The organism is Lutibacter sp., from assembly GCF_041555395.1.
Lineage (GTDB): Bacteria > Bacteroidota > Bacteroidia > Flavobacteriales > Flavobacteriaceae > Lutibacter.
Map to the genome: position 1 here is coordinate 44,935 of NZ_JBFFKM010000009.1, position 15,409 is coordinate 60,343.

Below are 15,409 nucleotides of genomic sequence, written 5' to 3' on the forward strand. Positions count from 1 at the left end.
TATTTTAAAAATAGTATTAATATCTGATTTTTGTGGTTGTCGGTTTTCTTCTTTTATAGGTCATTGGACCAATTCTGTCGGAAGCACATCTGAAACCAATATAGTTGGTGGCCATATATTCCGGCAAATACCTTCGTTGGGAAGGGTCTAACCAATATTCCATATCTTTCCATGAACCTCCTTTGTAAACGCGTGTTATATCGCTAACTAAAGTTGTTCTTTTTTTAACGTCATATTCTTGCATTAAAAAGCCGCTTTCTCCAATAACTCTAGGTTTAACAGGCGAGTTGTACATTCGCGGTTTGGTTTCCAGATCTTCTTCATTTTTACCGTATAATTTTGTTGAAGCCAAATCACCATCTTTAATATCTACATTATAAGCCTTTTCATAATTATTTCTCATATATGCGTCACGCTTAGTAACTGGGGTATATTTAACGCTTCCAGGCAAAAAATTAGGCACTATTTTTCCATTGTCTAAGGTGTCGTACTTCACATTCTGATTATCTGCAATAACAACATTTCCTTCGGCATCAATCATTTTTTTTGTAAAAATATTTCCCCTGAAATAGTTGAAATCATTTGCTTCATTATCAATAATAGGACGGTAAACATCAGCGACCCATTCAGCAACATTACCTGACATGTCATATAAGCCGAACGCATTAGGTTCATATGACTTTACAGCAATGGTGATATCTGCGCCATCATTACTCCATCCGGGAACACCGCTGTAATCTCCTTTTCCTTGCTTAAAGTTGGCAAGTTGGTCTCCTGTATATCTTTTCGATTTATTTCGGGTATATTTTCCTTTCCATGCGTATTTTTTTCTTCCACGGGTATTGTTGTACTCACGATCTTCAACAACAGCTTTTGCGGCAAATTCCCATTCGGCTTCTGTTGGAAGTCTGAATTTTGAACTTAGTATTCCGTCAGAAATTTTAACTTGTCTTCCTGTAAATGCTCCTCTAGAAGGTTTAGCTTCACCTTTTTTACGTTGTTTATTATCTGGCAACCCTTTTTTGTAGATAGTTGAATCACCGTCAAAAAGGCTGTAAGGATTGTTTAAATATGTATCTGTATTAAAGTTATTTTGTCCTTTTACTTCTAAAGAATCCAATGCAAAAAGTGGTTTTAACACTCCTTTATCCATCAATATTTTTTCATTAACCCTATCGGTTCTCCACTTGCAATATTGAGTGGCTTGAATCCAACTAACACCAATCACAGGATAGTCGGCATAGCCAGGGTGCCTTAAATAGTTTTCAGTCAATAATTCATTCAATCCCAGAACGTCCCTCCAAACTAATGTGTCAGGAATAGCCGATTCATACATATGTTCATAGTTGGGGTCATTTGGAGGAAAAACTTTTTCCATCCAATCTAAATAAAATAGATATTCTGAGTTGGTTACTTCAGTTTCATCCATATAAAATGAACGCACCTGTTGTTGAACAGGTGTGGTATTCCAGTCGAACATGACATCATCCTGCACATGGCCCATGGTAAATGTACCACCTTCTATCAAAACCATTCCCGGAGGAGCTTCCTGACCTTTATATTTTGTATCCCCCGCAAAACCACCAGCATTCTTGTCTTTTGAACTCCAACCGGTAAGTGATACGGGATTTCTTGGATTTCTATTATGGCAACTCACAAAGAAAACAACAGTAATAGTTAATATGATTAACTTAGTAATGTTATTTAGATTTTTTAAGTTCATTTCAAATTGGTTAGGGTTATATTTTTTCCGCAATTTACATTAATTTAATTTTTTTGCAAGAAATAATTTTAATAAATATTTGCTACGCTTTTACTAACGAAAATTTTCAACCTTTAGTATGTACAATGTTGTAATATATTTCAATGATAACGGTATTTTTTTAATGAAGCACCTCATAAACAGCAATTATTTTTATATTTCTTTCAACCAAAATTACAACATTCTTTAGAAATGGATATATTTTTTTAAAATTGAATTGAAAATGTAGCATCAAACCGCCATGAAATTCACATAATTAAAACGTATCTAGCTGAAATTGGGATGCTTAAAATTGATTTAAGTATTTAAATTACTGACGCTTATATAATTTAAAATTTGAATGAAATTGAACTTTAGCTAAAAAATATTTTTCATGAAATATAATCTCAGTATGAACTATTTCAAAAGAATAGAACATCTACAATAATATGATGAAAATAGCGTTTTTTGTAAAAGAAACCACTTATTTTTTCTTTCAAAAAGTGATGAATTTTCACGGTGAATAATGAATTGACACTTTGTCGCGATTATCGAATAAAAAATGGATATAGAAAAATAGCGAAAACAGATAATAAAACCATTCAATTTGAAGAAAATTAATTCAGACTGTTGGTTTGGAATAGAACGGATGATTTTTTTCTGAATAAGGAAAAAAGATATATAGTTGTAAATTAAAGGTAAAGGAACCTGATTTTTGCAAGCAAGCAGAAAAATTAGAAAAATTAGGAAACTTCAATAATAAAATAAGATATTTGTTAATTAATCATACAAAATTAATGAGAAAGATAATAGGATTAGCGCTAATGATTTTTATGACATTTGTAAAAATGAATGCACAAGAAAATCCGAATCCAATAACAACAGCCACTCCATTTTTATTGATAGCTCCAGATGCTCGGGCCGGCGGCATGGGAGATGTTGGCGTAGCAACTGCACCGGATGCATATTCACAGCATTGGAATGCTTCAAAATTTGCTTTTATGGATTCGCAATTTATGGTGGGCATTGTCTATACGCCGTGGTTAAGGGAACTTACGAACGACGTGTTTTTAGGCGGATTTTCATTTGCAAATAAAATAGATGACAGAAGCGCTTGGGCAGCAAGCTTAAAATACTTTAATTTAGGCCAGATTGATTTAACTGATATCAATGGAACACCTCAAGGAACTGAAAAATTGAATGAGTTTTCTTTTGATGGTTCTTATGCTTTGAAATTAAACGAAACATACTCAATGGGGGTGACCTTGCGATATATTCGTTCCGATTTAGGAATTGAATCCGCAAATTCAACCATAAATCCTGTGAATACTTTTGCGGTTGATATTTCAGGATATTATGAATCTGATGAACAAAGTTATGGAAATATCAATGGAGTTTGGAGAGGTGGTTTCAACGTTTCAAATATTGGACCGAAGGTTTCTTATTCCAATGACGGTCAGGAGAATTTTATCCCAACAAATTTTAAAGTTGGAGGTGGATTTGAGTTTATTATGGATAGGGCTAATACAGTGACTTTAAATTTGGAGTTTAATAAATTACTTGTTCCAACGCCAAGTGTTTCTGTTGCAGATAACGGAGAACCACCATATAGACAGGAAGATGTGAATTTCTTTAACGGTATTTTTAAATCGTTTGGTGATGCGCCAGGAGGATTTAGTGAAGAACTTAAGGAAGTTACCTGGGGTTTGGGAGCGGAATATATGTATGATAATTCTTTTGCTTTAAGAGCCGGTTATTTTAATGAAAGTGATTTAAAAGGAGCGAGAAAATATTTAACGGTAGGTACAGGATTTAAATTTAAAAGTTCCAAAATGGATATTTCCTACTTATTTAATGCTTCAGACATTAAGAATCCTTTAGAAAATACGCTTAGATTCTCCTTGTCATTTGACTTTGGAAATTCATACTAAACAAAAGAATTAATATGTCTTGTAACTAAAATTTTTAATGAAGAAAGTTGAACTAAAAACCCAAATTACTATTTTTGATTCCATTGAAGAACTGCCAACAATAGTAAAAGGTTTAATGAATAAAGCCATTGAAGCCAAACAAAATGCATACGCACCCTATTCTAAGTTTAAAGTTGGCGCAGCCATGCTTTTGGAAGACGGGACCATCATAACTGGAAACAATCAGGAAAACGCAGCATATCCATCAGGAATGTGCGCTGAGCGCGTAGCCATTTGGAAAGTTTCCTCTGAATTTCCCCATAAAAAAATATTGAAGTTGGCTATTTCAGCAAGTTCTTCAACCCAAATTCTTAAAGAAGCTGTTGCGCCTTGTGGTGCTTGCCGGCAAACCTTATCGGAATACGAAATCAAGCAAAAAGCTAAAATTGAAGTTTATTTTATGGGTGAGGAAGGTGAAATTATTAAAACCGAATCTGTGTTAGATTTGCTTCCGATAGCTTTCGATAAAACTTTTTTATAAAAAATTTTAATGAAAAAGGATATTGAAAATCGAGAGGATATTTACTTGCTTGTAAAAGATTTTTATGTAAAACTATTAAATGATGAGGTTATGCATCATTTTTTTGAAGAGTTTACCAATTCAGAATTGTTAGAGAAACATTTACAAATATTGGTCGATTTTTGGGATAATATCTTGTTTTATTCAGGAACTTATCAAAAAAATGCCATGAAACCCCATTTGGATCTACAGCCAAAAAAACCTTTTAAAGCAGAACATTTTAAGCAGTGGCTTTTGCATTTCAACAATACAGTTGATACATATTTTACTGGTGAGATTGCCCATGCAGCGAAATCGCGAGCACTCTCTATCGCAACAGTAATGCAAATTAAAATTGCGGAATTGGGTAAGCAATAAAAAAACTTGTTATATTTACATTTTAAACAAAGATAATGGCAATAAATTCAGTAATTACAGGAACAGGAAGCTATATTCCTACATTGGTTAAAAGAAATTCAGATTTTTTAACCAATCAATTTTTAAATGAAGACGGCACACCTTTTGGCTATGAAAATGCGATAGTCATTGAAAAATTTAAGTCGATTACCGGTATTGAGGAAAGACGTTATGCAAGTCCTGAATTAAATTCGTCTGATTTGGGTTTTTTCGCAGCCGAAAAAGCGATTGAAGATGCTAAAATTGATCAGGAAGAATTAGATTATATTATTTTGGCACACAATTTTGGAGACGTAAAAAGCACCGCCGTTCAAAGTGATATATTACCAAGTTTGGCTTCAAGGGTGAAGCACAGATTGGGAATTAAAAATCCGAACTGTGTAGCCTACGACATACTTTTTGGATGTCCGGGTTGGATTCAAGGTATGATTCAGGCAGAAGCATTTATAAAATCCGGAATTGCCAAAAAATGTTTGGTAATTGGGACAGAAACACTTTCAAGAGTTTTAGATGAGCATGACCGTGATTCCATGATTTATTCAGATGGGGCAGGAGCTTGTATTGTAGAAGCGGTAGAAAGCGATTCTAAAATCGGTATTTTAAGTTTCGCCGCACAAACCCATACTTTTGAGGAATGCTATTATTTGTTCTTTGGAAAATCTTTCGATAAATCTGATGATGAGCATATTAGGTATATAAAAATGTATGGAAGAAAAATTTATGAATTTGGGTTGAACTTTGTTCCGATGGCAATGAAAGCTGCGCTGGATAAAAGTGGTATAGATATTTTAGACGTTAAAAAGATCATGATTCACCAGGCAAATGAAAAAATGGATGAAGCTATAATCAAAAGATTTTACAAGTTGTACAACACGCAAATTCCTGATGAGGTAATGCCAATGAGTATTCATACTTTAGGAAATAGTTCTGTAGCTACGGTAATCACGTTGTTCGATTTGGTAAAACATGGAAATCTTAAACCGCACAACCTTAACAAAGGTGATATTGTGTTAATGGCTTCTGTAGGTGCGGGAATGAATATTAATGCGATGGTTTATAAATATTAAAACCAATAAATAAAGTATTAGAGAGCCCGTTTTACGGGCTTTTTTTATGCCTAAATATTGTTGGAAACCTCTAAAATAGCATCCGCTAAATATTCAAAAATAGTGGATGCGGTAAATGTTTCGTAACCAGTTTTGGGTAAAGCGATATCGGCCGTTTTTCCATGAAGATAAACGCCAAAAATTGCGGCATTTAGGGGGTCATAGCCTTGGGCAATAAGTCCGGTAATAATACCTGTCAACACGTCACCACTTCCGCCGGTAGCTAGTGCCGGATTTCCTGTTGAATTAAAATACATATAATCATTTTGGATTATAACAGTATATGGACCTTTTATTACCATGATTATCGAGTATTTTTTGGTAAATTCCCCTGTTTTTTTTAGTTTTTCATAATCATTTTCCCAAGTACCGATTAATCGTTCCAGTTCTTTTGGATGTGGCGTTAAAACCGTATTTTTTGGTAAAAAGTTAAGCAATAATTGGTTTTTAGAAAGCAGGTTTAGTCCATCGGCATCAATAACCAATGGGAGTTTATTCTCTTTAATGAAATTTTCAAAACCTTGGGCAGTTTTTTCTGCAGTTCCCATTCCCGGACCAATGCCAATAACTGTTGGATTGGTTTTAAAATTAAAATAGGACAAAACCGAATCTGTATCTACTTCAACCATGACTTCGGGAACTGAAATTTGTAAAATTGAATAACCACATTTAGGAATATAAGCAGAAACCAATCCGCTTCCAATTTTTAAGGCTGCTTTTGAAGCCAAAGTAACTGCGCCCATTTTACCAAAACTTCCACCAATGATAAGCGAATGGCCATTAGTGCCTTTATGATCCCATTTATTACGCGGTTTGTATAAACCAATAATTTCAGTTTTAGTAATAAAGTGAGTTTTTGGTTTTAAACTTCGGATATAATTTTGGTCTAAACCAATATCAAGAACTTCCCATGTATTTACGAAATCATTATTTTCCGGTAACAAAAAAGCCGTTTTTGTCGATTGAAATGTAAGTATATGACTCGCCTTTAAAACAGCATTCGCATCTGTAACTGATTTGTCACAAAACAATCCTGAAGGAATATCTATGGCTACTGTAAAGACCTTTTTTTTGTTAAGGTATTGTATTAATTTTTTGGTAAATCCTTCGGGATTTCGGGTTAGTCCAATTCCAAAAATTGCATCAACTACCATGTCACTGGCATTAATTTCAGGAAAGTCTTTTTCGCTTTTCAGGTCGATTGGCATTTGCCTAATTTCTTTTAGCCTTTGGTAATTTACTAAAAATTCTTCTGTTCTTTTATCGCTGAAATTAACAATATAGCAATTTACCCGATAGTTGTGCAGGTGTAAATATCTGGCAATAACCAATCCGTCACCACCATTATTGCCGATACCACAAAATACATGGATTTGAATGTTATCTCTCTGAAGCCTGTTGTGCAACCATTGAAAACAACTTGTAGCTGCATTTTCCATTAAATCAACGGAAGTTATTCCGACATTTTTAATGGTCGCTTTATCCGCTTTTTGTATTTGTTTTGACGAAAGTACATACATAGCATAAAATTAATAAAAAAAACCTCTCGTAATGGAGAGGTTGTCTATAAATATTATCCTTTGAAAACACCCATATTGGCGTATTTTTCCATTCGTTTTTTTACGAGTTCTTCAGCAGATAATTTTTTTAGTTCACCATATGCTTTCAGGATTGTTTTTTGAACTTCTTTAAATGCTATTTCTCTGTCAAAATGGGCACCGCCAAGAGGTTCTTTAATGATTCCGTCTATCAATTTTTGCTTTTTCATGTCTTCCGCAGTCAATTTTAAAGCATCTGCGGCTTTTTCTTTGTGTTCCCAGCTTCTCCATAGTATAGAGGAGCAAGACTCTGGAGAGATAACGCTGTACCACGTGTTTTCCATCATATAAACGCGGTCTCCAACACCAATTCCCAAGGCGCCTCCTGAAGCACCTTCACCAATTACAACTGTAATAATTGGGGTTTTTAAACGGGTCATTTCAAAAATATTTCGGGCAATGGCTTCCCCTTGTCCGCGCTCTTCCGCTTCCAATCCCGGATAAGCTCCTGGCGTGTCCAAAAAAGTAACTACCGGAAGACTGAATTTTTCAGCCATTTTCATTAAACGCAATGCTTTTCTATAGCCTTCTGGATTTGACATTCCAAAATTTCTGTATTGGCGTGTTTTGGTGTTATATCCTTTTTGTTGGCCAATAAACATGAATGATTGATCTCCAATTTTTCCCAATCCGCCAATCATAGCTTTATCATCCTTAAATGTTCGGTCGCCATGCAATTCCATAAAAGTGTTTCCGGAAAGTGCAGTGATATGATCTAAGGTATAAGGCCTGCTGGGATGACGTGAAAGTTGTACCCTTTGCCAGGAAGTAAGGTTTTTATATATTTCGTTTTTAGTTTTAAGCAATTTTTTTTCAATGTTATTACAACTTTCGGTCATATCAACATCACTTTCTTTACCAATTAAAACGCATTTATCAAACTGTTCCTCTAATTCTTTAATTGGCAATTCAAAATCTAAATATTCCATATTTTAAAGTTTGGATGAACTACAAATATAACAACTAATCAATTTTAGAAAGTTAAATTATAGTCTTTTTTTTATTTTTTAATATTCCGTTGATGACTACAATCAATAAAATGACGGTTGCCCCAACATAAAACTGTGTGCTCATTTTTTCTTTTTCTCCAAATATAATTACTGCTAAAATGATTCCGTAAACAGGTTCTAAATTTAAAGTAAGTATTACGGTATAGGGGGTTAAGTTCTCCATTATTTTTACTGAGACAATAAAAGCATATGCCGTGCAAATACTGCTTAATATTAATAAATAAATAAAATCGGAAGAATTTAAGGCAAACTGTTCAAAGGAAAAACCTGTTGTTGCTAAAATATAGAGTGTTATAAATGCAACACCAAAAAACAATTGGTAAAAGGAAATTACTTCCGCAGTGTATTTTCTTACATATAAACCGTTAAGGACGGTAAACAATGCAGATAAGAATGATGCGAGCAAAGCATAAATAATTCCTAAAGTATAGTTTCCTTCAACGTCTAAAATTAAATATAAGCCGGAAATGACAACTAAACCGAACAACAATTCCAAGAAATTAATTCTTCTTCTAAAAAATAAGGGTTCAATAAATGAAGTAAATAAAGCTCCAGTACTCATGGCAATTAGCGCAACCGATACATTGGCGACTTTTATTGCAGAGAAAAAAAAGATCCAATGAACGGCGATAATAACACCGCCAAGAAAGAATTTTAATAAGGCTTTTGGACCTATTTTTAAAGGTTTTTTCTTAATTACAAAATAGATAAATACAAAAATTACAGCGAAGAGCATTCTGTACCAGACTAAAGGAATGGCGTCAATACTAATTAAAGCTCCTAAAATGGCGGTAAATCCCCATATAAACACCAAAAGATGGAGATGAAGGTAATCTTTTAGCTCAGTTTTTGGCATTTCGAAGGTATAAATATACTGCTAAGGATCCAAATGCAATATTAGGCAGCCAAACCACAAACAATGAATTTGTATCGGCTCCTGCACCCAAAACTTCAGCAATTTTTAATAAAAATACATATACAAACATGAGGGAAATTCCAATAGCTAAATTTACGCCCATGCCGCCTCTGCGTTTTTTTGAGGCTAGTGAAACTGCCAAAAACGTTAATATATAAGAAGAAACCGGTAAACTGGTCCGTTTATGAAGCTCAACCAAATATACATTTAAATTACTGACACCTCTTTCTTTAGAGGTATTGATAAATTCATTTAATTTTATGGAATTCATTTCTTTGGCCATATAATCAACATAAATTAAATCTTGGGCAGTAAAACTAAATGCCGTATCTAATTTTGAACCTGATTCAATAATATCTCTATCGTTTAAAAGGAATCTTTTTTTATAGTTGGTTAATTTAAAAGTACTGTCTTTTTCAACCCAACGAACATTATCTGCAAACAGTTTATATTTTAGTTTTGTGCCTTCAAACTTTTCATAAGAAAAATTATAACCCACTTTAGTGTCAACTGAATAGCTTTTCAAAAAAACATAATCATTTGGCCCTAATTGTAAATTGATATTTTGTAAATAGCTGTCATTTAATTTTTTTTTTGTCAAATAGGTTCTGTTAAATTCTTCAAATGTTTTATTGCTGTTTGGCACCACAAAATGATTCATAATTAGCGCAATTACAGTAATAATGGTAGCGCCGATAAAATAGGGTTTTAAAAACCTTGTAAATGATATTTTAGCAGAATGGATTGCAATAATTTCTGTATTTTCGGCAAGTTTTGAAGTGAAAAATATGACAGCTATAAATAATGCCAAAGGCATAAAAGTATTGCCGTAAATGATAATAAAATTTAAGTAATAGTCTTTAAGAATTGTACCTAATGATAAATCTGCATGTCTTAAAAATTTATCTACTTTTTCGGAGACGTCAATAGCAATGGCAATAGGAATTAACAAAGTTAATACCAATAGAAAAGAGCTTAAATATTTTTTTAATATGTATTTGTCGAGTATTCTCAAATTAATCTTAGTATCAAGTACTTTGTTATATCGTTGTGCTTTTTCTATTAATTATCAATTGTTTACATTCTGTTATCCATTTGTTTCACCATGTTGTTTTTCCAAGGCGTAAAATCACCTGCTAATATATGCTTTCTTGCTTCACGAACCAACCACAGATAAAATCCTAAATTGTGAATGGAAGCTATTTGTTTTCCCAGCAATTCTTTGGAAATAAATAAATGGCGCAAATACGCTTTTGAATACATTTTGTCAACAAAAGTGATGTCCATGTCATCAATTGGAGAAAAATCATTTTCCCATTTTTTATTTTTAATGTTTATGGTGCCATTGGCTGTAAATAACATGCCGTTACGGGCGTTTCTGGTTGGCATGACGCAATCGAACATATCAATTCCCAGGGCTATATTCTCCAGAATGTTGGCTGGAGTACCAACGCCCATTAAATAACGAGGCTTGTCTTCGGGCAAAATTGCAGTCACAATTTCAGTCATTTCATACATTTCTTCCGCAGGTTCTCCAACTGAAAGTCCACCAATTGCATTTCCTTCCGCACCAACGGACGCAATGAATTCAGCAGATTGTTTTCTTAAATCTTTATAAGTGCTTCCTTGTACAATAGGGAAAAATGCCTGACTGTAGCCGTACTTTAAAGGTGTTTTTTCTAAATGTGTGACACAACGATTTAGCCAACGATGCGTCATATGCATGGACCGTTTTGCATAATTGTAATCGCAAGGATAAGGTGTACATTCATCAAATGCCATAATAATATCGGCACCGATAGTGCGTTGAATTTCCATGACGTTTTCAGGCGTAAAAGTGTGATAAGAACCATCAATATGGCTTTTAAATTTCACGCCTTCTTCCTTAATTTTTCGATTTTCCGAAAGAGAATACACTTGATAACCACCGCTATCGGTTAAAATATTCCGATCCCAATTCATAAATTTATGCAAACCGCCGGCTTGCTCTAAAATAGTTGTTTGCGGACGTAAATATAAATGGTAGGTGTTTCCTAATATAATATCTGGATTTATTTCGTCTTTTAGTTCGCTTTGGTGTACGCCTTTTACGGAACCAACGGTTCCAACGGGCATAAAAATAGGCGTTTCAATTTCTCCGTGATCAGTGGTAATTACTCCAGCTCTTGCCTTGCTTTGAGGGTCTGTTGTTTTTAATTTAAATTGCATAGTGGGCAAAGATACTGATTAGAATTTATTTTTTTGAGCATCTATTGAAGCTTCTTCTGTTTTGGAGGAATCTGCAATCATTTTATTTATTTGAAGCATTTCTTTTTCCGTTAATTCCCGCCATTCACCAACTTTTAATCCATCTAAATTAACATTCATAATTCGGGTTCGCTTTAGGCTGGTCACTTCATAATTTAAATAATCACACATTCTTCTAATCTGGCGGTTTAAGCCTTGGGTTAAAACAATTTTAAATGAGTAATCACTTAATTTAGTTACCTCGCACTTTTTTGTTATTGTTCCCAAAATAGGAAGCCCGCCACCCATTTTTTGAATAAATTCTGAAGTAATTGGTTGCCTGACAGATACGATATATTCTTTTTCATGATTGTTCCCTGCTCTTAAAATTTTATTTACAATATCGCCGTCGTTGGTTAAAAAGATCAATCCTTGTGAGGGTTTGTCTAATCTGCCAATAGGAAAAAGCCGTTGCGTATGGTTGATGAAATCAACAATGTTTTTACGTTCTTTTAAATCGGTTGTGCATACAATGCCAACAGGTTTGTTAAAAGCAATGTATAAAGTTTTGGGTTTTGCATTTAATGGCTTTCCATTAATTTTCACAACATCGCCTTCAAACACCCGATTTCCAAGTTGTGTAGGTTTGTCGTTAATGGTCACAGCACCTTCCGTAATCCATTTTTCTGCTTCCCGGCGCGAACAAATTCCAGTGCTGCTGATGTATTTGTTTAAATTAACCGAGTTTTCGTTTGTTTTTTCCACTGCCATTTATTTCAAAATGCAAAGCTACTAAATAAACTTAATTCCAAAATAGAAATAATTTGATTGTAAAATGCCATTTCTGAAAGTCTTGGACTACTTTACCATTTAATGATATTGCAAAGATTTTGTTAGTATGATGGATGGTCATCATATAAGGATATGACCGTGGTCATATTTCTTCATTATTAGTTCAGTTAACTTTAATGGAGCCAAATCAACATAACAAAATTTTGGAAGCGGTAAATGATTAATATTATGAATTCTATCCATTAATTAACCAATTTAATTTAAAAGGATGAAAACAATGATTGCCTTTGCATATGTAATGATATTTTTTTTTCTGAATCCGGATATTGTAAAGCGACCGCAACAAGATCTTACAGCTAAAGACATTGTTGAGAAAGCTGATGATAATATGCGTGGTAAAACCTCACAAGCAAACATCACTATTAAAATTATTAGACCCACCTGGAGTAGAGAAATGAATATGAAAGCTTGGTCCAAGGGAGATGATTATTCTATGATTTTAGTTAAATCACCACCAAAGGAAAAAGGAACCGTTTTTTTAAAACGAGTTAAAGAAGTATGGAACTGGATTCCTTCCATTGAACGGAATATAAAATTGCCACCTTCAATGATGTCACAAAGTTGGATGGGAACCGATTTTACCAATGATGATTTGGTAAAAGAAGCTTCTTCTGTGGTAGATTATACACATAAACATTTAGGCAAAGAAACCATTACAGGAAAAGAGTGTTACAAAATAGAAATGATTCCAAAACCTTCAGCAGCCATTGTTTGGGAAAAAGTAATTGTTTGGATTGATATAAAAGATTTTTTACAGTTAAAAGCCGAATTCTACGATGAAGATGGCGAGTTGGTGAATATTATGAATTCCGGAGCCGTGAAAGAAATGGGCGGTAGAAAAATTACTTCAAAAATAGAAATGATTCCTGTTGATAAAGAAGGGAATAGTACCTGGATTATTTATAATAATATTGTTTTTGATGAAGAAATAGACGATAATTTTTTCACAACCAGAAATATGAAACAATTAAAATAAGATGTTTTTAAAATTGGCATGGCTAAACATATGGCGTAATAAACGACGCACTATAATAACAACGGCATCGGTATTTTTTGCTGTTTTGTTAGCTGTTGCCACCCGTTCTATGACCAATGGTATTTATGAAAACATGATATATAATGTGGTAAGTTATTCATCGGGCTATTTACAAATTCATCAAAAAGGGTATTGGGATGAACAGTCTATAGACAATACTTTTGCCGAGGACAAACAACTGTCTCAAAGTTTACTGAATAATCAGGCTATTGAACATATTATGCCTCGTTTAGAAACCTTTGCGTTGGCTTCTTATGCTGATAAAACGAAAGGCGTTTTAATTTTAGGAATTGATCCTGAAAAGGAAAAAGAGGTTAACAATTTGCACGAAAAAGTAGTACAAGGAAATTATATTGAAACATTGAATGACAATGCTGTTGTAATTGGTGAAGGTTTGGCTACTCAGCTAAAATTAAAAGTCAATGATACTTTGGTGCTATTGGGACAAGGATATCATGCAAGCAGTGCCGCAGGAAAATATTGGGTAAAAGGAATCATAAAATTAGGGTCGCCGCAGTTGAATAATAACATTGTGTATATGCCAATTCAACAAGCTCAATTTATGCACGGTGCAGAAAATAGATTAACAGCCATTTCCATCATGTTAAATAAATCCACGAGTATTGACAAGCTTAAATCTTCCTTACAAAAACAACTGGATACTGATAAATATGAGGTAATGAGTTGGAAAGAAATGATGCCGGAAATGGATCAATTTATTACAGCTGACAGCACAGGACATTACATTATTATTGGAGTACTTTATTTTATTATTTCTTTCGGATTATTTGGTACGTTGTTAATGATGACTTTTGAGCGTTCACGAGAATTTGGAATTTTAATAGCCATAGGTATGAAAAAAAGATATCTGGCAGTAATTCTACTATTGGAATCTTTAATGATTTCCTTAATTGGTTGTTTGGCAGGAGTAGTAGCTGGCATCCTTTTGGTGCAATGGTTTACTAAATATCCGGTTCATTTTAGTGGTGAACTTCAAGAGATTTATGAGAATTATGGAATAGAACCTATCATCTATTTTTCGAGTGATGAGAAAATTTTTATTGCTCAAACATTAATTGTTTTAACATTATCTATCATACTTGCATTTTATCCTTGTTTTAAGGTGATGAATTTAAAACCTATAGAAGCTATAAATAAATAATATATGTTGTTACAAATTGCATGGCGAAATATTTGGCGCAATAAAACCAGAAGTTTTGTTGTGATCTGCTCCATAATTATTGGTTTATGGGCCGGGGTTTTTATGCTTGCATTTTCATGGGGATTGTACAAAAATAATATTGATGATACCATCTTCAAACAACTGTCTCATATTCAAATCCATCATCCTTCGTTTAAAGTTGAGAACGAATCAAAATACACTATTTCAAATACCGACGAAATTATTCACAAACTGCAATCCAATGAAAATGTAGCTTCTGTAAGTTCACGTGTTATCACAACAGGTATGATTACTTCACCAACTACTGCAAGTGGTGTAAAAATTTATGGAATAACACCTTTATCAGAAGAAACTCAAATAGGCTTGAATGAAAATGTTAGGCAAGGAACTTATTTTGAATCTGGTAAAGATAATGAGATTTTAATTGGAGAGAAACTGGCAAAAAAACTAAAAATTAAAGTCAAAAGTAAAGTGGTATTAACTTTTACAGATGTTGAAAATGAGATAGTTTCAGCAGCTTTTAGGGTAGGGAGTCTTTACAGGTCTAAAAATATTTCTTTAGATGAAGTAAATGTGTATGTCCAGAAAAACCAATTAGGAAAACTGTTGGGGTTAGAAGCTACAGAAAGCAATGAAATAGCCATATTGTTAAAAAATGAAGCGCAACTGGACTCAGTAAAAGCATACAGTGCCAGTTTCGTTTCCAAAGGGAAAGTTGAAGATTGGAAAGAGCTTTCACCTGAGCTTGGAATGGTAATAGAATCCTTCAATATGTACACCTACATTATTACCGGAATTATTTTACTCGCATTAACTTTTGGAATCGTAAACACCATGTTAATGTCGGTTTTAGAA

The 15,409-nt window shown here is 33.6% G+C and carries 14 protein-coding genes; 7 read left to right on the top strand and 7 right to left on the bottom strand.

The features are described from left to right. Positions 1–16: 16 nt before the first annotated feature. On the bottom strand, positions 17–1,723 hold the full coding sequence (gene gldJ / locus ABY285_RS03815; protein WP_372767182.1) for a gliding motility lipoprotein GldJ: 1,707 nt from the start codon (positions 1,721–1,723) through the stop codon (positions 17–19). An 815-nt stretch (positions 1,724–2,538) separates the two neighbouring features. Between gldJ and porV the strand changes: the two genes are divergently transcribed. The 4 genes from porV to ABY285_RS03835 are packed head-to-tail and all read left to right on the top strand — an operon-like array spanning position 2,539 to position 5,694. Further along, positions 2,539–3,672, top strand: a complete 1,134-nt coding sequence (gene porV, locus ABY285_RS03820) for a type IX secretion system outer membrane channel protein PorV (RefSeq protein WP_372767184.1) — start codon at positions 2,539–2,541, stop codon at positions 3,670–3,672. A gap of 37 nt (positions 3,673–3,709) precedes the next feature. Further along, positions 3,710–4,192, top strand: a complete 483-nt coding sequence (gene cdd, locus ABY285_RS03825) for a cytidine deaminase (protein ID WP_372767186.1) — start codon at positions 3,710–3,712, stop codon at positions 4,190–4,192. A 9-nt stretch (positions 4,193–4,201) separates the two neighbouring features. Next, on the top strand, positions 4,202–4,588 hold the full coding sequence (locus ABY285_RS03830) for a group III truncated hemoglobin (protein WP_372767188.1): 387 nt from the start codon (positions 4,202–4,204) through the stop codon (positions 4,586–4,588). 41 nt (positions 4,589–4,629) lie between these two features. Continuing rightward, entirely contained in the window at positions 4,630–5,694 is a 1,065-nt protein-coding gene (locus tag ABY285_RS03835; RefSeq protein ID WP_372767212.1) for a 3-oxoacyl-ACP synthase III family protein, read from the top strand. A gap of 50 nt (positions 5,695–5,744) precedes the next feature. On the opposite strand, the gene ABY285_RS03840 is transcribed toward ABY285_RS03835, so the two are convergent. The 6 genes from ABY285_RS03840 to rluF form a co-directional block, all read right to left on the bottom strand. Then, positions 5,745–7,253: an NAD(P)H-hydrate dehydratase gene (locus ABY285_RS03840; RefSeq protein ID WP_372767190.1), complete on the bottom strand. Its 1,509-nt coding sequence runs from the start codon at positions 7,251–7,253 to the stop codon at positions 5,745–5,747. Positions 7,254–7,306: 53 nt separating this feature from the next. Next, the gene (locus ABY285_RS03845; protein WP_372767192.1) at positions 7,307–8,260 is read right to left on the bottom strand and encodes an acetyl-CoA carboxylase carboxyltransferase subunit alpha; all 954 of its coding nucleotides are present in this window, start codon (positions 8,258–8,260) and stop codon (positions 7,307–7,309) included. Between the two features lie 52 nt (positions 8,261–8,312). Further along, positions 8,313–9,197 carry a DMT family transporter gene (locus ABY285_RS03850; RefSeq protein ID WP_372767194.1) on the bottom strand — a complete coding sequence of 295 codons (885 nt, stop codon included), beginning with the start codon at positions 9,195–9,197 and terminating at the stop codon, positions 8,313–8,315. Continuing rightward, positions 9,184–10,272 (bottom strand): LptF/LptG family permease, encoded by a 1,089-nt coding sequence (locus ABY285_RS03855; protein WP_372767196.1) that lies wholly within the window; start codon positions 10,270–10,272, stop codon positions 9,184–9,186. The genes ABY285_RS03850 and ABY285_RS03855 overlap by 14 nt, the downstream gene beginning before the upstream one ends. A 62-nt stretch (positions 10,273–10,334) precedes the next feature. After that, complete coding sequence (tgt, locus tag ABY285_RS03860; RefSeq protein ID WP_372767198.1) at positions 10,335–11,465, bottom strand: tRNA guanosine(34) transglycosylase Tgt; 1,131 nt, start codon at positions 11,463–11,465, stop codon at positions 10,335–10,337. 18 nt (positions 11,466–11,483) lie between these two features. Next, entirely contained in the window at positions 11,484–12,254 is a 771-nt protein-coding gene (gene rluF / locus ABY285_RS03865; protein ID WP_372767200.1) for a 23S rRNA pseudouridine(2604) synthase RluF, read from the bottom strand. Positions 12,255–12,552: 298 nt separating this feature from the next. On the opposite strand from rluF, the gene ABY285_RS03870 reads away from it, so the two are divergent. The 3 genes from ABY285_RS03870 to ABY285_RS03880 all read left to right on the top strand — a co-directional run. Continuing rightward, positions 12,553–13,311: an outer membrane lipoprotein-sorting protein gene (locus tag ABY285_RS03870; RefSeq protein WP_372767202.1), complete on the top strand. Its 759-nt coding sequence runs from the start codon at positions 12,553–12,555 to the stop codon at positions 13,309–13,311. A 13-nt stretch (positions 13,312–13,324) separates the two neighbouring features. Further along, positions 13,325–14,533 (top strand): ABC transporter permease, encoded by a 1,209-nt coding sequence (locus tag ABY285_RS03875; RefSeq protein ID WP_372767204.1) that lies wholly within the window; start codon positions 13,325–13,327, stop codon positions 14,531–14,533. Between the two features lie 3 nt (positions 14,534–14,536). Beyond that, positions 14,537–15,409, top strand: an 873-nt coding sequence (locus tag ABY285_RS03880; protein WP_372767206.1) for an ABC transporter permease, incomplete at its 3' end; no start/stop codon positions are given.